The following is a 17,693-nucleotide window of genomic DNA, read 5'->3' on the forward strand; positions in this document are numbered from 1 at the left end:
GGGATGGTCGTCCACCCTGTCCACAACCGGCGCGCCGCCCCTGGCGGTGGGCGGGCCGGTGCGGTGCACTCGTGGCGTGGCGATGATCAGGTCCCGCGGACGGGGTGGACGCGACGGGGCGCCCGCCGGCGTCGTGACCGCGGCGCTCGTCGTCGTCCTCGTCGTCGTGCCCCTCGCCTCCGCCGCTCCGCCCGCCTCCGTGCCGCCCGCCTCGGGGCCTTCCGCCTCGGTGCCCTCCGCCTCGGTGACGTCCGCGGGCGCCGTGTCGGTCGGTCCACGTCCGGCGATGGTCGGCCCCGTAACGGGCCCGCTGTCGGTGGTCACCCCGTTCGACCCTCCGGCGCGGCGGTGGTTACCCGGCCACCGCGGGGTCGACCTGGCCGCGGAGCCGTACTCACCCGTCCTCTCCCCCGCCGACGGGACGGTGTCCTTCGCAGGCGCCGTGGCCGGGCGGCCGGTGGTGTCGATCGACCACGGCGGCGGGCTGCGCACGACGTACGAACCGGTCGCCGCCGAGGTGAGCGCCGGGGACGTCGTCGCCGCGGGTGCGCGGATCGGCCGACTCCTCGCCGGCCACCCCGGGTGTCCGGTGGTGGCGTGTCTGCACTGGGGCGCGCGGGTGGCCTCGGGAGGCCCGTCCGGTGACGACGACGACTACGTCGATCCGCTCGCGCTGTTGGCCGCCACCCACCGTCCGATACGTCTCAAGCCCACACTGCCCGGCGACGGCGTCGGCTGAGAAGCGGCGGCGGCGACCCGATCAGGCGCGGGGATGGGCTCCGCGGTAGGCGGCGCGGAGGCGCTCGGCCGAGACGTGCGTGTAGATCTGGGTGGTCGCCGGCGTGGAGTGTCCGAGCAGTTCCTGGACGTGTCGCAGGTCCGCGCCGCCCTCGAGCAGGTGCGTGGCCGAGCTGTGCCGCAGGGCGTGGGGCGAGACGCGGGGCGCGCCCGGCGTGGCCTCGCTCACCTCGTTGACGATCCTGCGGGCCGCCCGGGGGTCCAGGCGTCCGCCGCGGGCACCCAACAGGAGGGCCGGGCCCGAGCGGGCGTTCATCAGGGTCGGCCGCCCGGTGTCGAGCCAGTCCCGCAGTGCTCGGTCGGCGGGAGCTCCGTACGGGACGGCCCGTTCGCGGTCGCCCTTGCCGATCACGCGGACGAGTCGGCGTTCCGCGTCGACGTCGTCGACATCGAGGCCGCACAGCTCGGCCACCCGGATGCCGCATGAGTACAGCAGCTCCACCACGAGGCGGTCGCGGGCGGCGAGGGGGTCGCCTTCGGCCGCGCCGAGTTCGCTCGTCCGGATGGTTTCGCCCGCCTGGGTGGCGTCGAGGACCTCCGGCAGGTGCCGGCGGGCACGGGGAGCTTCCAGTCTGGCCGCGACGTCGGTCGGGAGCAGCCCGGCGCGCGCCGCCCATGTGCTGAACGAGCGCGCCGCCGCGACCCGGCGCGCGATGGTCGACCGCGCCGCCCCGGCGGCCACCTGGGCGGCGAGCCAGCCCCGCAGGGCGGGCAGGGTCAACGCGGCTCCGAGCTCCGGGCCCGTGGAGGGCCCGCCGTCGCCCGCCGCGAGGTGGCCGAGCAGTCCGCGAACGTCCGATCGATAGGAGCGGGCGGTCGCCTCGGAACGCGACCTGCCGGTGAGGAGGTGCTCGACGTAGTCGTCGAGCACCTCCTCGAGGTGGTCGGAAAGCACGCTCCCATCCTCCTCACGAGTGCGCAAGCGTCCCATGCGTACCGATTGTCCCGGTCCTTCGACGGGCGCGCAACCATCCTGGGGGGGACCCGCCTCAGGACACCGGCAGGCTGAGCTGCATCCCCCCGTCCTCGGATCTGCGCCACCCCTCCGGGCCGCGCACGGCGGCGCCCGTCGACATCAACCGGCCGAGTACGGCCCGCACCGTGGTCGACGCGATGCCGGCCGACCTGGCGACCTCCGCGGGGGCGACCCCTCCGGAGGTCGGGAGCGCCTCGAGGATCCGCCGCGTCACGTCGTCCATCCCGTCCCATGGCGTGGCCTCCCCGGCCGGCGGCGGGGCCGTCTCCCCCATCTCACCGGCCAACTCGACCACGTCCGCGGTGCGCCCGATCAGCACCGCGCCGCGGTCCCGGAGGAGAAGATGGCAACCGACCGACGCGACCGAGGTGACCGGGCCCGGTACGGCACCGACCGGCCGGTCGAGGGCCGCCGCCCACGCCGCCGTGCTCAGCGCACCGCTGCGCGCCGCCGCCTCGACCACCACCGTCGCGCCCGTCAACGCCGCGATGATGCGGTTGCGGTCGAGGAACCGGTACCGCGTCACCCCGGTCCCCGGCGGCTGCGCGGAGATGACCGCGCCTGTCTCCGCGACCTCGCGGAGCAGGCCGTCGTTGCCACGGGGGTACAGGCGGTCGACGCCCCCGGCCAGGACCGCGATCGTCATGCCGTGCACCCCGAGCACGGCTCGGTGCGCGGCCGCGTCGATACCGAACGCGCCGCCCGAGACCACGGTGAACCCCTCCGCCGCGGCCCCAGCGCTCAGATCCGCGGCCACCGTCCGTCCGTACGGCGTGGGTGCCCGGGTGCCCACCACCGCCACCGCCCTGCCCAGTGTCGTCTCCGGGTCGGTCGACCCCCGCCACCACAACCCCAGTGGGCACAACGCGGTGGGGACCCCGCCCGTGCCGTCACGGCGACGCCCGCGTGGCCGGTCGAGCGGCGCGAGAGCGTATCCCGGCCAGCCGGGATCGCCCGGCACCACGAGACGGGCGCCCACGGCCGCGGCCGAGTCGAGCAGCGCCGCCCCGTCCACGTGCTCACGACGGGACTCGGCCTGGGCGTTCAGCGCCTCGCCCGCCCGCCCGGCCCGGATGAGGTCCCGCGCGGCGACCGGGCCGACCGAGTCGACCAGGTCCCACAACTGCGCGGTCGGCCGCTCGGTGACCGCTCCCAGATACGCGTACGCCTCGCGGACGCTCCACGGCACTGCCGCGGCCTCCTGCTCGCCCACCGACATCAGTCCTCTCCTCGGAGCATCAACGCCTCGGCCACATGGGGCTCACGCGGGACGGTCGCCCCGTCCAGGTCGGCGACCGTCCACGCCAGGCGTAGGCATCGATCGACGCCCCGCGCGGACAGCACCCCGTGTGCGAGCGCGCGGTCGAGCGGCTGCAACGCCTTCCGGTCGAGGCCGCACACCGAGCGCAGCACGCGCCCGGGCACCTCGGCGTTGGCCCGGGCTCCCGCCGCGTCCGGGCATCCGGCCCACCTCTCGGCGGCTGCTGCGCGCGCCGCGGCCACCCTGGCGCGTACGGCCGCCGTGTCCTCCACCTCACCGACCGCGAACAGACCCGACCCGATCGGCAGGGTGCGGGCAGCGATGTCGATCCGGTCCCTCAGCGGGCCCGTCAGCGAACGGCCGTACCTCCGCCGAGCGTCCGGCGTGCAGGTGCACGCGTCCGGTCGTGCGCTGCCACACGGACAGTCGTTGGCGGCCATCACCAGCTGGAATCGCGCGGGATAAACGGAGATGCCGTCCCGGCGGGCGATCCTCACCTCCCCGTCCTCCAGGGGCGTGCGAAGGCTGTCGAGCACGCGGGCGGGGAACTCGGCGCACTCGTCGAGGAACAACACCCCACGGTGCGCGAGCGTCACCGCCCCCGGACGCGCGACGTTGGTCCCGCCGCCCACCAGCGAGGCCACCGACGCCGAGTGGTGCGGTGCGACGAACGGCGGCCGACGCAACAGCGGATCTCTCGGGGCGAGCGTACCCATCACAGAGTGGACGGCCGTGGCCTCGAGAGCCTCGCGCTCCCCCAGATCCGGCAGGAGGCCTGGCAATCTGCGTGCCAACATCGTCTTACCCGTCCCCGGCGCCCCGCGCAGGAGGAGGGCGTGCCCGCCGGCGGCCGCGATTTCCACCGCCCGACGGCAATCGTCCTGGCCGTGCACCTCGGCGAGGTCCTCGCGGCGCCGCCCGTTCACTGCGCGCGCGGCCGGCGGGTCCGACGCCAGTGCACCGCCACCGCGGCTCCACACCGCGAGCATCGCCAGCGAGTCCAGGCCCGCGGAGTCGATTCCCCGCACCAGCCGCGCCTCCGCGAGGTTGGCGGTCGGGACGATCGCCCGGGGCAACCCGGCGTCCCGGGCGGCGAGCACCGCGGGAAGGACTCCGCGCACCGCGCGGACGCGCCCGTCGAGGGCGAGCTCGCCCACCAACAGCGTGCCGTCGAAGCAGGACGCGGGCAGCTCGCCTGAGGCGGTGAGGGTCCCCACCGCGAGCGCCAGGTCGAAACCGGAGCCCCGCTTGGGCAGACCCGCCGGCGACAGGGACAGCACGACCTTGCCCGCCGGCCACGACAGGCCGCTGTTGATCACTGCCGCCCGTATCCGCTCCCGGGCCTGCAGCACCGCCGAATCCGGCAGCCCCACGATGCTCACCCCCGGCAGCCCGCGTCCCACGTCCGCCTCGACTTCGACCATCTGACCGCCCACCCCGTGCAGGGTCACCGCCCACGTCCGCCCGAGCGCCACGGCTACATCACGTCCTCGAACAACTCGAGCCGGGGCCGCGACGGATCGGCCAGATCCACCCCGACCACGTCGAAGCAGACCTGACGCCAGCGACCCGGGTGCTCCGCCAGCCAGTGGGCGGCCAGCAGGCGCAGGCGTCGGCGCTTCTTCCCCGTGACGGACTCGGCGGGGCTGCCGAAACCCGTACCGGTGCGGGTCCTGACCTCGACGAAGCGCAGTCTGCCCGCGGAGTCCAGGACCACCAGGTCGAGTTCCCCGACCGGGCACCGCCAGTTCCGGCTGATCACCACCGCACCGCGGGCCTCCAGCATGCCCGCCGCGTGTTGCTCCCCGATCCGCCCCGTCTGCAGCCGCCGATCCGCGCCGCCCCTGGCGGGTCCCGCCCAGTCCCCTGTCATCGCCGTCCTCCCGGCGGCCCGGCCCGTCCGGGTCCGCCGGGGCACACCCTTCCGGACGACGACGGCCCGATCCGCTGGTCGCGGACCGGGCCGGGGGCCTCCTGTGGAGGCGGATCGGGCTGTGGAGAGCGGGGGCCTGCAGGCTACTCCGGCAGACGCAGTTCGGGTTTGTCGAGTTCCTCGATGTTGACGTCCTTGAACGTCAGGACGCGCACGTACTTGACGAAACGAGCAGGTCGGTACATGTCCCACACCCACGCGTCGGACATGCGTACATCGAAGTACACCTCCCCGTCGGCGGACCGCGGGATCAACTCGACGGCGTTGGCGAGGTAGAAGCGCCGCTCCGTCTCGACGACGTAGGTGAACTGACCGACGATGTCGCGGTACTCGCGATACAGCGAGAGCTCCATCTCGGTCTCGTAGTTCTCCAGATCCTCGGCGCTCATCTCGTGCTGCTCCTCGAATGCGCCTGCGCGGCGCGACGGACGTTGGCGTACGACATCCGATGGATGTCGCTGGGACCGAGCTGCTCGATCGCCCTGGCGTGACCCGTGGTGCTGTACCCCTTGTGGGCGGCGAAACCGTAGCCCGGGTACCGCGAGTCGAGGTCCACCATAATCCGATCGCGCGTGACCTTCGCGAGGACACTCGCGGCGGCGATGGATGCGACCACCGCGTCACCCCCGATCACCGCCGTGGACTGGCAACCGAGACCGTCGACCGCGAATCCGTCTGTCAGGACGAACCCGGCTCGCGGGTCCAGGGCGGCGACCGCCCGACGCATCCCCTCGATGTTGCATCGGTGGATCCCGCGCGCGTCGATCCGATCCGGTTCGATCACGACGACCGAGACCGCCCTCGCGCGCCGCAGGACCGCGTCGTGGAGCCGGTCGCGGGCCGCGACTGTGAGCTTCTTGGAGTCGTCCAGGTCCGCGAGTTCCGGGTGGAGCCGGTCACCGAGCACACACGCCGCCACGACGAGCGGTCCCGCACAGGAGCCGCGGCCGGCCTCGTCGACGCCCGCGACGGGACCCAGCCCCCGCCGGGCGAGCGCGGCCTCCAGCGCGAGCCGGCCGTCCCTGCGGGTCACCCGCGCCCGGGTGGGCAGCAGGCGGTGCCCTCGCGGGCGCTCGGGACGTGCCCGGGTCACCCCGCGCTGATGTCCGGCGAGGAGACCGTCCCGATCCTGTCGAACGGGAGGATGATCGCCTGTACCTTGCCGATGATGTTCTCCGCCGGCACCGTGCCCTGGTGTTCGTCTCCCATGTGGAAGCGGGAGTCCGCGGAGTTGCCGCGGTTGTCGCCCATCACCCAGTAGTTGCCCTCCGGGACCGTGACGGGACCGAACGCGCAGTTCAACGGGTTACGGGCCGGCGACGGGTCCTCGTTGAGGTAGGGCTCGTGCAGCGGTTGGCCGTCGACGAGGAGCGACCCGTCCGGCGCACATCCCCCCACGGTCTGCCCGCCCACCGCGATCACGCGCTTGACCATGTCGTTCTGGTCGGGCGGGACGATGCCGATCACGCCGCCGATGTTCTGGAGGGCGCGGATAACGGGGTTGTCCGACCGGATGGACTGGTACCCCTCGTTCCACGAATCGGGCCCCTCGAAGACGATCACGTCGCCGGGCCGGGGATCACCGAACCGGTAACTGATCTTGTCGACGAAGATCCGGTCGCCCGTGCAGCCCGCGCAGCCGTGCAGCGTGGGTTCCATGGACTCGGACGGGATCTGGTAGACGCGACCGACGAAGGTCTGGAAGACGAACACCAGGGCCAGGGCGATCACCACCAGCAGCGGGATCTCGATATACCAGGGCTGGCCCTTCTTCTCGACGCCGCGAGCCGGGGCCCCGTGATCACGGGGTCCCGGCTCGGCGGTCTCGTGTCCGGGCGTGTCGGTGCTGCTCACCCGGATGAGCGTAGTCGATCCCGCACCGCCGACGGCGGCCGAGTCCGACGCGCTCTACGCGCTCAGCGCTTCTCCTTGATCTTGGCGGCCTTGCCGCGGAGCTCACGCAGGTAGTAGAGCTTGGCGCGGCGGACGTCGCCACGCACGAGCACGTCGATGCGATCGATGTTGGGCGAGTGCACGGGGAACGTGCGCTCGACGCCGACGCCGAACGAGACCTTGCGGACGGTGAAGGTCTCGCGGACGCCGCCGCCCTGGCGACGGATCACGACGCCCTTGAAGACCTGGATGCGCTCCTTGGAGCCCTCGATGACCTTGACGTGCACGTCGAGAGTGTCGCCGGCACGGAACTCCGGGATGTCGTCCCGGAGGGACTTGTTGTCGATGAAGTCGAGAGTGTTCATTGTGTTCCTTGCATGTCAGGAATGAGGACAGAGGACCCTGGCGCCCGCCGTCGGGCGGGTCGACCGGTTCGTGCCCCGGATCGGCGCGACCGTCCCCGGGCGCGCGTGCGCCCGAAAGGTCAACCTCGCTAGTGTGCCATCCCCGCCGGAGGTGGCCCAAATCAACCCTCTGGCGGTTCCCAGCCCAGCTCGGCCAGGGTCTGCAGGTCGGCGGCGCTGAGCGGGGCCCTGCCCAGGAGTTCCGGGCGCCTCTCCGCAGTCCGCCGCAGGGACTCGTCGCGCCGCCATCGCGCGATTCTCGCGTGGTCGCCGCTCTTGAGGACGTCGGGCACCGGGCGGTCGCGCCATATCTCGGGTCGGGTGTAGCTCGGTCCCTCGAGGAGACCGTCGGAGAAGGAGTCCTCCTCGTGACTACGCCGGTTCCCCAGCACACCGGGCAGGAGGCGTACCACGGCCTCCGCGATGACGAGGACGGCTACCTCGCCCCCGATCAGGACGTAGTCCCCGATGCTGACCTCTTCGACGTCCATGCGCTCGGAGGCGTCGTCGACCACGCGCTGATCTATGCCCTCGTAGCGGCCGCACGCGAACACGATCCGACGGCGGCGAGCGTACCGGTGGGCGTCGGCCTGGGAGAAGGGCCGCCCGGCGGGGGTCGGGACGATCAGCAGCGGCCGGGAGTCCGGATCCGAGGCGGCCGGCCCGGTCGTCGGCCCGGTGTCGGTCGGGGGAACGAGGTCGTCGAGCGCGTCGCCCCACACGGTCGGCCGCATCACCATCCCCGGCCCGCCGCCGAACGGGGTGTCGTCGACGGATTTGTGCACGTCGTGGGTCCAGGCGCGCAGATCGTGGACGCCGACCTCGACGATGCCCCGGTCGACGGCGCGACCGAGAAGGGCGAGCCGGAGCGGGGCGAGGTAGTCGGGGAAGACGGTGACGACGTCGAGACGCATGATCGGCCCGGGCGGCTCCTCGGCGGCGGGCCCGGTCACGACGTGCCCAGGTCGAGCAGTCCCTCCGGTGGGTCGATGACGCATGTCCCACCGGGGACGTCCACCTCGGGGACCATCTCGGTGACGAAGGGCACGAGCGCGTCGGAACCGTCGGCCAGTCGGATCCCGAGGAGCTCACCGGCTGGGGTGTGGACGATCTCGGTGACCTCGCCGAGCGGTGCGCCCGTGGTGTCGAGGACCCTGAGCCCGACGAGCTGGTGATCGTGGTACTCGTCCGGGTCCTCCGGATCGGGGAGCTCGGCGGAGTCGACCAGCAGGAGCATACCGCGTAGCGCGTCGGCCGTGTCGCGATCGGATACACCGGCCAGGCGCACGAGAAGCCGCCCGGAATGGTTCCGGGCGGCTTCCACTGTGACGTCACGGTCGGTGGCGCGGTCCCCCTTGCCGACCCGGCCGGTGAGACGTGCGCCGGGAGCGAAGCGCTCCTCGGGCGAATCGGTACGGACCTCCACCACGAGCTCGCCACGGACGCCGTGCGATTTGACGACGCGGCCCACGACGAGCTCCATGGTGTGTCAGGTCCTCCGGTTGTCGGTGCGTACGGGCTGGGATCAGCGGTCGGTGTCGACCACGTCGACCCGGATGCCCTCTCCCCCGACGGCGGAGACGATCGTCCGGATGGCGGACGCGGTTCGACCGCCCCGGCCGATGACACGGCCGAGATCCTCGGGCGCGACCGCCACCCGGATCACGGTGCCGCGCCGACCACCACTCGACCGGACGGACACGGCGTCGGGATCCGACACGATGCCGCGGACGAGGTGGTCGACGGCGTCGACGACCATGTCGTTCATCTGTCTCAGGCCCCGGCGGTCTCGGCGTCAGCCGACGCGGCCTCGCCCTCGGCGGAGTCGGTCGACGCGGCGGCCTCCTGCTCGGCCTTCTTGGCCTCTTCGGCCTTCTTCGCCTTGTCGGCCTTGCGCTTGGTGGTGATGGCCTCGGCGGACGGCTCGCCCTGGGCCTCCTCGAGCGCCTTGTTGAACAGGTCCAGCTTGGAGGGCTTGGCCTCCGGGGTGCGCAGGGTGCCCTCGGCACCCTCGATGCCCTTGAACTTCTGCCAGTCGCCCGTGATCTTGAGCAGCTGCTCGACGGCCTCGGTCGGCTGGGCGCCCACGCCGAGCCAGTACTGGGCCCGGTCGGAGTCGATCTGGATGAAGCTCGGCTCCTCCTTCGGGCGGTAGAGGCCGATGGTCTCGATGGAGCGACCGTCGCGGCGGGTACGGGCGTCGGCGACGACGACCCGGTACTGCGGGTTGCGGATCTTGCCGAGTCGGGTGAGCTTGATCTTGACGGCCATGAGCGCGTCTCACTTCCTGTTGTGGGTCACATGGCGATTCAGCGACGCCCGCGCTGCTCGCGGGGTCCGGTTTCGCCTTCCGGGTGACCGCCGCTCGGCCCGGACCCCCGCATGGGGACCCACCGGTGACGGCGTCCAGCGGTCCAGTCTAGACACGCCCGGCCCGCGCGCACCAATCGGTGAACGCGGGCCGTCGGGTCACCGCTTGGGGAACTTGAGGTTGTCCAGATCGATGCCCTCGAGGCCGGGCGGGAGCTGGTCCAGGCCCGGCGGCAGCTGCGACAGGTCCGGCATGCCCCCGGGCGGCATCCCCGGCATGCCACCGGGCGGCATCCCCGGCATCATCCCCCGGTTCTTCGGCGGCGTGGGGCCGCGACCCTTGCCCTTCCCCTTGCCCTTCTTGCCCTTGCGCTGGTTCTTGCGCCCGGCCCCGGGCATCCCCATCTGGCCGGCCATCCGGCTCATCATCTTCCGGGCCTCGAAGAACCGGTCGACGAGCTGGTTGACGTCGGTGACGGTGACACCCGAGCCATTGGCGATGCGTTGACGCCGGGAGCCGTTGATGATCTTGGGGTCGGCGCGTTCCTCGGGCGTCATGCCGCGGATGATCGCCTGGATGCGGTCGAGGTGCTTCTCATCGATGTCGCCGACGGCGGCCTTCATGTCCTTGCCGCCGGGCAGCATGCCGAGCAGGTTCCCGATGGGACCCATCTTGCGGATCATCATCATCTGGTCGAGGAAGTCCTCGAGCGTGAGCTCGCCGGAGCCGATCTTGGCGGCGGTCTTCTCGGCCTCCTTGGCGTCGAAGACCGTCTCGGCCTGCTCGATGAGCGACAGGACGTCACCCATGCCGAGGATCCGGCTCGACATGCGCTCCGGGTGGAAGACGTCGAAGTCCTCGAGCTTCTCGCCGTCCGAGGCGAACATGATCGGGGTGCCTGTGAGCTCGCGGACGCTCAGCGCCGCGCCGCCGCGCGCGTCGCCGTCGAGCTTGGTGAGCACGACGCCCGTGAAGCCCACGCCCTCGCGGAACGCCTCGGCGGTGACCACCGCGTCCTGACCGATCATGGCGTCCAGGACGAAGAAGGTCTCGTGCGGCTGGACGGCGTCGCGGATGCCGCGGGCCTGGGCCATCATCTCCTCGTCGATGCCGAGGCGGCCGGCGGTGTCGACGATCACGACGTCGTGCATCTTGGCGCGCGCATGGGCCAGCCCGCGCTGCGCCACGGACACCGGCTCCTGGACGCCGATCTCCGCGCCGTCCCCGCCGACCGAGGTGCCGGGGTGTGGAGCGAAGGTCTGTACTCCGGCGCGCTCGCCGACGATGCGCAGCTGGTCGACCGCGCCCGGGCGTTGGAGGTCGCACGCCACCAACAGCGGGGTGTGCCCCTGGCCCTTGAGCCAGTACGCGAGCTTTCCCGCCAGCGTGGTCTTACCCGCACCCTGGAGGCCGGCCAGCATGATCACCGTCGGTGGTTGCTTGGCGAACCCGATCCGGCGGGCCTCGCCTCCGAGGATGGCCGTGAGCTCGGCGTCGACGATCTTGACGACCTGCTGGGCGGGGTTGAGCGCCTCCGAGACTTCGGCGCCCTTGGCCCGTTCCTTGACCCGGGAGATGAAGGCGCGCACGACCGGCAGCGCGACGTCCGCCTCGAGCAGCGCGAGCCGGATCTCGCGGGCCGTCGCGTCGATGTCGGCCTCGCTCAGCCGACCTTTTCCGCGCAGGTCCTTGAGCGCCCCTGTGAGGCGGTCGGACAAGGAATCGAACACGGCAACAGCTCCCTGGTTCGCGTCCCGGGAGCGCGCGCGTCCCGGCGTCGTCGGCGACGACTGATCACAGGGTATCGGCACGCGCGACGACCGGCTTCGCGGGCTCATGTCCCGGCAGCAGCGACTCGACCTGACCGGCCGTGCTGAGGACCGCACCCGGGCCGGAGAGTGCGAACACGTCCTCGACCGCCGCGCCCCTGGTCCGGACCACCACCCAGTCGATCCGGGCGCCCGTCTGCAGGATCGCGGAGACGATGCGGGCGAACAGCCCCGGTCGGTCCTCGGCGCGGACCTCCATCATCACGCCGTCCGCGTCGGAGCGGTGCCCGACGAGTACCGAGGACCTGGCCCGCGGGGGACCGATGGGCAGGGCCTCGCCGCGAGCGAGGGCCGCGCGCAGTGATCCCGGGAGGCCGGCGTCGATCGCGCGGCGCAGGTCCTGCCGGAGCACCCGGGCGTCCACCGGGTCGCCGAAGCGCGTGGATACCGTCATTCTCGCGCGCATCCCCCCGGGTGGCCGCAGGTCGATCTCCGCGTCGACGATCTCCAGTCGGTGGGCGGCGAGGACCTCCGCGGCCACCGCCAGTGACCGTCCGGCGCCGGGGGCCACGAGGGTGACCTCGTGTGTGGTGCCCGTGCCCGCGGCGCGGAGGTCGACGACGACGTCGGGGGGACCGTGCCGTCTCGACGCCCGCACCGTCGGGGCCTCGACGGCGGCCGGGCGGGGTCCCACCTGGGCTCGGCACGCCGCGACGAGCGTCGAGTGCACGCCGGCCCGTCCCGCCGTCCACACGGTCGGTCCGGTGGCGATCGAGTCGGCCTCGGTGAGCGCGGCCAACACGTCCAGCGCGACCGTGTCCCAGTCCAGGGTGTCGAGGACGAACTGGGCGGTCTCCGGGTCGGAGGGGTCGCGGCGTGCGGCGGTCCTCGCGAGGAGGAGGTGGTGTCGGACCAGTCGTTCCAGGGTCTGGGTGTCGCGCACGCTCAACCCCATCCTCTCGGCGATCGGCCGGATCATCACCGCGCCGTTCTCGCTGTGGTCGCCCACGCGGCTCTTGCCGAGGTCGTGGAGGAGCGCCGCGAGCAGCAGGAGGTCGGCCCGCGCGACCGAGGTGGTGAGCCGCGACGCCTCGACCGCCGTCTGCACGAGGTGCCTGTCGACGGTGTAGACGTGCGTGCGTTCGCGGGCGGGCAGGTCCCGCACGCCGGACCACTCCGGCAGCAGGCGTTCCCACAGTCCGCAACGGTCGAGGGCCTCGTGAACGGGGATCTGTGCCTCCCCAGAGCCCAGCAGGACCAGCAGGTCGGACAGCGCCTCCGCGGGCCAGCGGCCGTCGGGGGCGGGGCTGCGCTCGGCCAGGACGCCGAGGGTGGACCCCGCCACCGGGAGGGAGAAGCGCGCGGCGGCGGCCGCCACGCGCAGGGGTAGCCAGGGCTCCTCCTCGACGCGCGCGCCACGGGCCAGCGCCACCTCGCCCGCGTGCTCGACCACGCCGTCGTCCAGCGGCCGGCGGACCGGGGACCGCCTCAGCAGCCCGGTGAGTCCCCGCGTCGACAGGGTGGCGCACGATCCGCGGATCGCCTGGTCAGCGGTGAACGCGATCGTGCGGGAGGCGTCGCTGAGGGCACGGGCGAGGTCGAACCGGTCACCGAGTCCGAGGGCACGGCCGACCTCGTCGCCGTACTCCGCGTGTAGCACCTCGCGGGCTCGTCCGGCGACCCGGTGCAGCTCGGTGCGGGCGTCGAGCACGAGCCGGTGCGCGGCGGCCATCCCCCCGGGCACCACCGGCCGGCCGTCGCTGAGGTGCGCCAGCGCCAGGGCGGTGACGAGCTGTGCGTCGCGCAGCCCCCCGACACCGTTCTTGAGATCCGGCTCGCTGCGGTGGGCGATGACGCCGGCGCGATGGCGCCTGGCCGCGGCCGCGGCGACGAGGTCGTCGAAGCGGGAGGCGATCTGGTCACGCCACTGGCGGCGGGCACCGTCGACGACCAGAGCACCGAGATCCGCGTCGCCGGCGATCACCCGCGCGTCGAGCAGGCTCAGGCCCACCGAGACGTCAGCCGCGGCGACGGCCAGGCACTGGTCGACCGTGCGGACGCTGTGGTCGAGGCCGATCCCGGAGTCCCATAGCGGGTACCACAGCGCGTCGGCGAGCTCGCTCACGTCGCGGTCGGTGCGGCGCTCGTGCACGAGCACCAGGTCGAGGTCGGAATGTGGCAGGACCTCCCTGCGACCGAGTCCGCCGAACGCGATGAGGGCGAATCCGGAGCCTGGGTCGACGCCGGCCTCCTCGGCGAGCCTCGCCAACTCCATCTCGAAGAGCTCGCAGAGGGCGGCCCGTAGCGCCGCGGCCGGTAGATCCTCGCGTCGCGCGGAGAGGATCCGTGCGCGTCCGGCCCGCAGTGCCGTGGCACGTTCGCCGTCAGCCGTCGCCGTCATCCCTCTCCCCTTCCCCACGTCCGTCGGATCCAGAGTCCCGCGCCCGTGTCACCCCGCCGGGGCGGGCGTGTTTCGCTTCTGTGAACGGCCCCGCACGGAGCAGGCGCGCACGAGAGCGCGCGGGCCGTCCCCGTCGGGGACGACCCGCGCGCGGAAGCGGGGTGTGCGTGGGTGAACGGGCAGGGCCGCTCAGATGGCGTCGACGCCCTCCTCGCCCGTGCGGACACGGACGATGCTCTCGACGGCGGTCACCCAGACCTTGCCGTCGCCGATCTTGCCGGTGCGGGCCGCGTCGACGATCAGCTGCACGACCGTCCCGGCGGTGTCGTCGTCGACCACCACCTCGACCCGGATCTTCGGGACGAAGTCGACGGCGTACTCGGCGCCGCGGTAGACCTCGGTGTGGCCTTTCTGGCGGCCGTAGCCCTGGACCTCGCTGATGGTCAGTCCGTGGATGCCGGCCTGCTCGAGGGCGGCCTTGACGTCGTCGAGCGTGAACGGCTTGACGATCGCGGTCACGAGCTTCATGTCGTGGTTCCTTTCGAGGTGGTCGGGTCAGCGGATGAGCGCGCTGGTGGAGGGCTCGTACGCGGTCTCCGCGTGCTGGGCGCCGTCGATGCCGGCCTGCTCGTCGGACTTGTCGATCCGCCACCCGAGGGGGCGGCAGATCGCCCAGGCGATCGCGGTCATCACCGCGGTGAACACGAGCGCCGCGACGGCGATCACGATCTGGACCACGAGGAGCTTCCATCCCTCGCCGGAGTAGAAGATCCCGGGGGCGGTGTCGAAGGTGCCAGTGGCGAACAGCCCGATCGCGATCGTGCCCCACAGGCCGGCGACCAGGTGGACGCCCACCACGTCGAGCGCGTCGTCGTAGCCGAAGCGGTGCTTGAGCCCCACGGCGAGGGCGGACAGCACACCCGCGATCGCGCCGAGGGCGATGGCACCGAGCGGGTGGACCGACCCCGCGGCGGGGGTGATGGCGACCAGTCCGGCGACGACGCCGGAGGCCGCGCCGAGGCTGGTGGCGTGCCCGTCGCGGATACGCTCGGCCAGGAGCCAGCCCAGCATCGCGGCGGCGGTGGCGGCGGTGGTGTTGACCCAGGCCAGGCCGGCCGTGCCGTTGGCACCGAAAGCGGAGCCGGCGTTGAACCCGAACCAGCCGAACCACAGCAGTGCGGCGCCGAGCATGACCAGGGGCAGGCTGTGCGGGCGGAAGGCGGTGCGACCGAAGTCGAGCCGCTTGCCGATGAGCAGGACGAGCACCAGGGCGGCCATGCCGGCGTTGATGTGCACGACGGTTCCACCGGCGAAGTCGACGGGGCCCACGGCGGCGGTCAGACCGCCCTCGCCGTCGTCGACCGTCCCGAAGATCATGGCGGCCAGACCACTGTCGGAGTGGGAGAGCAGTCCCCCGCCCCACACCATGTGGGCGAGCGGGAAGTACGCGAGGGTGACCCACACCCCGGCGAACGCGAGCCAGGTGCCGAACCGGACGCGCTCGGCGATCGCCCCGGAGATGAGCGCCACGGTGATGATCGCGAACGTCACCTGGAAGGCGACGTCGACGACCGCCGGGTAGGCGCCCGAGCCGGACATCATCCAGCCGCTCGCGTCCCCGATCACCCCGGACAGTCCGAACATCTCGAAGGGGTTGGCGAACAGTCCGGCCACGGACTGGCTGCCGTAGGACATCGACCAGCCCCACAGCAGGTAGACGACGCCGACCAGCCCCATGGTGCCGAACGACATCATCATCATGTTGAGTACCGACTTCTGCCGGGACATGCCGCCGTAGAAGAGCGCCAGGGCTGGCGTCATGAGCAGGACCAGGGATGCCGCCATGAGCATCCAGGCCGTGTCTCCCGTATCGAACTCCGGCGTCGCCTCCTGGGCGAGCAACGCGACACTGTCACCTATCACGGTGCGGTCCTCCTCGTTTCATCGCGTGGTGAGCGTCTTCTCGCTCCCCGGTCGCCTGTAGAGGTTTCCGCTGCCGTGTTGCGGTGGATGTCCGCGTGTGTTTCCTGACGGTTACACGCGGCGGGCCCCGGTTCCGGTTGTGTATCGCGGCCCGCCGCCCCGGGCCTACGTCCCGAGCAGGGCGTCCACGAACGCCTCGGGGGTGAACGGCGCCAGGTCGTCGGCGCCCTCCCCCAGTCCGACGAGCTTCACCGGCACGCCGAGCTCGTGCTGGACCTGGAAGACGATCCCGCCCTTGGCGGTGCCGTCGAGCTTGGTCAGGACGACGCCCGTGATGTCGACGACCTCCTTGAACACGCGGGCCTGCATGAGGCCGTTCTGCCCGGTGGTCGCGTCGATCACGAGCAGCACCTCGTCGACGGGGGTCTTCTTCTCGACGACCCGCTTGACCTTGCCGAGCTCGTCCATGAGGCCGGCCTTGGTGTGGAGGCGGCCCGCGGTGTCGACGAGCACGGCGTCCACGCCGGTCTCGACGCCACGCCTCACCGCGTCGAAGGCGACCGAGGCGGGATCGGCGCCCTCCTTGCCGCGCACGACCTCGGCGCCGACGCGCTCCGCCCAGGTCTGGAGCTGGTCCGCCGCGGCGGCGCGGAACGTGTCCGCGGCGCCGAGCAGGATGGCGCGGCCGTCGGCCACGAGGACGCGGGCGAGCTTGCCGGTCGTGGTGGTCTTGCCGGTGCCGTTGACGCCGACGACGAGGAGGACGGCCGGCGTCCCGTCGTTCGGCAGCGCACGGAGCGATCGGTCGTACTCGGGGTGGAGGTTGTCGATGAGGGTCTGCCGGAGCAGGTCCCGCACCTCGGCCTCGGTGCGGACCTGGCGGGTCGCGATCTCCTCCCGCAGCCGGTCCACCACGCGCTGGGTCGTGGTGGCCCCGAGGTCGGCCATGATGAGGGTGTCCTCGATCTCCTCCCAGGCGTCCTCGTCGAGGTCGCCCGCGCCGAGGAGGCCGAGGAGCCCCTGGCCCACGGTGTTCTGCGAGCGGGCGAGCCGGCCCCGGAGGCGGTCGAGTCGGCCGGTGGCCGGATCGATGCGCTCGACCGGTGCGACCGGCTCGGGGGTCCCGGTGATGACCTCGGTGGTGGGCGCCGGGATCTCGTCGGAGGGTACCTCGGGCGGCACGACCACCGGCTCGACCGGGGCGGGCTCGACGACCTCGGTGTCCGCGCTCGGACCGGGTTCGACATCCGGCTCGACGACAGGGATCTCGGGTCCGGCATCGACGTCGCGCCCGGGCGCGGGCGACGGCTCGGACGGCGTCGGGGTCTCCGGTGCGGCAGGGGCGTCCGGCCGTGCGTCGGTCTGCGTCGCGGGTGACGCGGCGGGCGGCGCGGCAGCGGAACGGGGCTCCTCCCTCGGGATCGGCTCCTTGGCGGGCGCGGCCACTCCGCCGCCCTGCGCGAAGGAGAACCCCGTCCCGGCCTGGTAGTTGCCGGACCGCTCCTCGCGGGTGAGCTCCTTGCGTTCCTCGGCCTTGGTCAGGGAGATCTGCCGCTTCTTGCGCAGCTGCAGGCCCACGACCAGAGCGATGACGGCCAGCAGCAGCACCGCGGCGACGGCGATGATGATCCAGGTGGTGGTAGTCACGGTGCCCAGTATGGCCGAGGGCGTCCGTCACCATGGCGGCCCCCGGGGTCCCGCGCCCGCCCGGTGCCCCCGGGGACGAGAGGGCGCCGGACCCGACAAGGCCCGGCGCCCTCTCCTCGCGTCAGACGTCGTCCTCCGCGACCGGGCCGCCCTCGCTCTCCCATCGGTCGATCATCCTGACCTTGGTGCGGGAGAACTTGCGTCGCACGCCCACGCCCCCGCGGTCGCTCTCGGGGACGAACCGGGCACCGAAGTACTCGAGGGCGTCGGTGAGGGCCTGCACGGTGAAGGCCTGCACCTCGGTGTCGTCGAGTTCACCGATCCCTCGCTCGTAGTCGCGGATCTTCTGCTCGTCCACACCGGCCGCGGGTCGCGTC

19 protein-coding genes are annotated in these 17,693 nt (G+C 72.5%); 1 reads left to right on the top strand and 18 read right to left on the bottom strand.

Annotation, left to right across the window (positions count from 1 at the left end; genetic code table 11):
- Positions 1 to 82: 82 nt before the first annotated feature.
- Positions 83 to 739 carry a murein hydrolase activator EnvC gene (locus tag C3V38_RS15000; RefSeq protein WP_106386521.1) on the top strand — a complete coding sequence of 219 codons (657 nt, stop codon included), beginning with the start codon at positions 83 to 85 and terminating at the stop codon, positions 737 to 739.
- Between the two features lie 21 nt (positions 740 to 760).
- On the opposite strand, the gene C3V38_RS15005 is transcribed toward C3V38_RS15000, so the two are convergent.
- The 18 genes from C3V38_RS15005 to C3V38_RS15090 form a co-directional block, all read right to left on the bottom strand.
- A complete protein-coding gene (locus tag C3V38_RS15005; RefSeq protein WP_106386190.1) occupies positions 761 to 1,729 on the bottom strand; it encodes a tyrosine recombinase XerC in 969 nt (322 codons plus the stop codon).
- A gap of 58 nt (positions 1,730 to 1,787) precedes the next feature.
- Entirely contained in the window at positions 1,788 to 2,993 is a 1,206-nt protein-coding gene (dprA, locus tag C3V38_RS15010; RefSeq protein ID WP_106386191.1) for a DNA-processing protein DprA, read from the bottom strand.
- A complete protein-coding gene (locus C3V38_RS15015; protein WP_106386192.1) occupies positions 2,993 to 4,510 on the bottom strand; it encodes a YifB family Mg chelatase-like AAA ATPase in 1,518 nt (505 codons plus the stop codon). The genes dprA and C3V38_RS15015 overlap by 1 nt, the downstream gene beginning before the upstream one ends.
- A gap of 2 nt (positions 4,511 to 4,512) precedes the next feature.
- Positions 4,513 to 4,908, bottom strand: a complete 396-nt coding sequence (locus C3V38_RS15020; RefSeq protein WP_061914386.1) for a YraN family protein — start codon at positions 4,906 to 4,908, stop codon at positions 4,513 to 4,515.
- A gap of 143 nt (positions 4,909 to 5,051) precedes the next feature.
- Entirely contained in the window at positions 5,052 to 5,357 is a 306-nt protein-coding gene (locus C3V38_RS15025) for a DUF2469 domain-containing protein (protein ID WP_007632861.1), read from the bottom strand.
- A complete protein-coding gene (locus C3V38_RS15030; RefSeq protein ID WP_371412155.1) occupies positions 5,354 to 6,022 on the bottom strand; it encodes a ribonuclease HII in 669 nt (222 codons plus the stop codon). The genes C3V38_RS15025 and C3V38_RS15030 overlap by 4 nt, the downstream gene beginning before the upstream one ends.
- A gap of 35 nt (positions 6,023 to 6,057) precedes the next feature.
- Complete coding sequence (gene lepB, locus C3V38_RS15035; RefSeq protein WP_061914391.1) at positions 6,058 to 6,822, bottom strand: signal peptidase I; 765 nt, start codon at positions 6,820 to 6,822, stop codon at positions 6,058 to 6,060.
- A 62-nt stretch (positions 6,823 to 6,884) separates the two neighbouring features.
- Positions 6,885 to 7,226, bottom strand: a complete 342-nt coding sequence (gene rplS / locus C3V38_RS15040) for a 50S ribosomal protein L19 (RefSeq protein WP_007632870.1) — start codon at positions 7,224 to 7,226, stop codon at positions 6,885 to 6,887.
- Between the two features lie 161 nt (positions 7,227 to 7,387).
- A complete protein-coding gene (gene trmD / locus C3V38_RS15045; RefSeq protein ID WP_106386522.1) occupies positions 7,388 to 8,179 on the bottom strand; it encodes a tRNA (guanosine(37)-N1)-methyltransferase TrmD in 792 nt (263 codons plus the stop codon).
- A gap of 35 nt (positions 8,180 to 8,214) precedes the next feature.
- Complete coding sequence (rimM, locus tag C3V38_RS15050; RefSeq protein ID WP_106386193.1) at positions 8,215 to 8,748, bottom strand: ribosome maturation factor RimM; 534 nt, start codon at positions 8,746 to 8,748, stop codon at positions 8,215 to 8,217.
- Positions 8,749 to 8,790: 42 nt separating this feature from the next.
- Complete coding sequence (locus C3V38_RS15055) at positions 8,791 to 9,033, bottom strand: RNA-binding protein (RefSeq protein ID WP_007632879.1); 243 nt, start codon at positions 9,031 to 9,033, stop codon at positions 8,791 to 8,793.
- 5 nt (positions 9,034 to 9,038) lie between these two features.
- Positions 9,039 to 9,536, bottom strand: a complete 498-nt coding sequence (gene rpsP, locus C3V38_RS15060; protein WP_106386194.1) for a 30S ribosomal protein S16 — start codon at positions 9,534 to 9,536, stop codon at positions 9,039 to 9,041.
- A gap of 198 nt (positions 9,537 to 9,734) precedes the next feature.
- Positions 9,735 to 11,306 (bottom strand): signal recognition particle protein, encoded by a 1,572-nt coding sequence (gene ffh / locus C3V38_RS15065; protein ID WP_106386195.1) that lies wholly within the window; start codon positions 11,304 to 11,306, stop codon positions 9,735 to 9,737.
- Positions 11,307 to 11,370: 64 nt separating this feature from the next.
- On the bottom strand, positions 11,371 to 13,746 hold the full coding sequence (locus tag C3V38_RS15070) for a [protein-PII] uridylyltransferase (protein ID WP_106386196.1): 2,376 nt from the start codon (positions 13,744 to 13,746) through the stop codon (positions 11,371 to 11,373).
- A 189-nt stretch (positions 13,747 to 13,935) separates the two neighbouring features.
- On the bottom strand, positions 13,936 to 14,274 hold the full coding sequence (locus C3V38_RS15075; protein ID WP_007632886.1) for a P-II family nitrogen regulator: 339 nt from the start codon (positions 14,272 to 14,274) through the stop codon (positions 13,936 to 13,938).
- 27 nt (positions 14,275 to 14,301) lie between these two features.
- Positions 14,302 to 15,597: an ammonium transporter gene (locus C3V38_RS15080; RefSeq protein WP_050797242.1), complete on the bottom strand. Its 1,296-nt coding sequence runs from the start codon at positions 15,595 to 15,597 to the stop codon at positions 14,302 to 14,304.
- Positions 15,598 to 15,834: 237 nt separating this feature from the next.
- Positions 15,835 to 17,316 carry a signal recognition particle-docking protein FtsY gene (ftsY, locus tag C3V38_RS15085; RefSeq protein WP_106386197.1) on the bottom strand — a complete coding sequence of 494 codons (1,482 nt, stop codon included), beginning with the start codon at positions 17,314 to 17,316 and terminating at the stop codon, positions 15,835 to 15,837.
- Between the two features lie 121 nt (positions 17,317 to 17,437).
- Positions 17,438 to 17,674: a hypothetical protein gene (locus tag C3V38_RS15090; RefSeq protein WP_106386198.1), complete on the bottom strand. Its 237-nt coding sequence runs from the start codon at positions 17,672 to 17,674 to the stop codon at positions 17,438 to 17,440.
- Between the last annotated feature and the right edge of the window lie 19 nt (positions 17,675 to 17,693).

The organism is Dietzia sp. oral taxon 368 (assembly GCF_002999155.1).
Taxonomy (GTDB): domain Bacteria; phylum Actinomycetota; class Actinomycetes; order Mycobacteriales; family Mycobacteriaceae; genus Dietzia; species Dietzia cinnamea.

What these genes read in the sequence shown, in the direction of transcription:
- C3V38_RS15070 (WP_106386196.1), bottom strand. Translation starts at nt 13,746, where the DNA reads ATGACGGCGACGGCTGACGGCGAACGTGCCACGGCACTGCGGGCCGGA.
- trmD (WP_106386522.1), bottom strand. Translation starts at nt 8,179, where the DNA reads ATGCGTCTCGACGTCGTCACCGTCTTCCCCGACTACCTCGCCCCGCTC.
- rpsP (WP_106386194.1), bottom strand. Translation starts at nt 9,536, where the DNA reads ATGGCCGTCAAGATCAAGCTCACCCGACTCGGCAAGATCCGCAACCCG.
- C3V38_RS15005 (WP_106386190.1), bottom strand. Translation starts at nt 1,729, where the DNA reads ATGGGACGCTTGCGCACTCGTGAGGAGGATGGGAGCGTGCTTTCCGAC.
- dprA (WP_106386191.1), bottom strand. Translation starts at nt 2,993, where the DNA reads ATGTCGGTGGGCGAGCAGGAGGCCGCGGCAGTGCCGTGGAGCGTCCGC.
- C3V38_RS15075 (WP_007632886.1), bottom strand. Translation starts at nt 14,274, where the DNA reads ATGAAGCTCGTGACCGCGATCGTCAAGCCGTTCACGCTCGACGACGTC.
- C3V38_RS15025 (WP_007632861.1), bottom strand. Translation starts at nt 5,357, where the DNA reads ATGAGCGCCGAGGATCTGGAGAACTACGAGACCGAGATGGAGCTCTCG.
- C3V38_RS15055 (WP_007632879.1), bottom strand. Translation starts at nt 9,033, where the DNA reads ATGAACGACATGGTCGTCGACGCCGTCGACCACCTCGTCCGCGGCATC.
- C3V38_RS15020 (WP_061914386.1), bottom strand. Translation starts at nt 4,908, where the DNA reads ATGACAGGGGACTGGGCGGGACCCGCCAGGGGCGGCGCGGATCGGCGG.
- rplS (WP_007632870.1), bottom strand. Translation starts at nt 7,226, where the DNA reads ATGAACACTCTCGACTTCATCGACAACAAGTCCCTCCGGGACGACATC.
- C3V38_RS15080 (WP_050797242.1), bottom strand. Translation starts at nt 15,597, where the DNA reads ATGCTCATGGCGGCATCCCTGGTCCTGCTCATGACGCCAGCCCTGGCG.
- rimM (WP_106386193.1), bottom strand. Translation starts at nt 8,748, where the DNA reads ATGGAGCTCGTCGTGGGCCGCGTCGTCAAATCGCACGGCGTCCGTGGC.
- C3V38_RS15000 (WP_106386521.1), top strand. Translation starts at nt 83, where the DNA reads ATGATCAGGTCCCGCGGACGGGGTGGACGCGACGGGGCGCCCGCCGGC.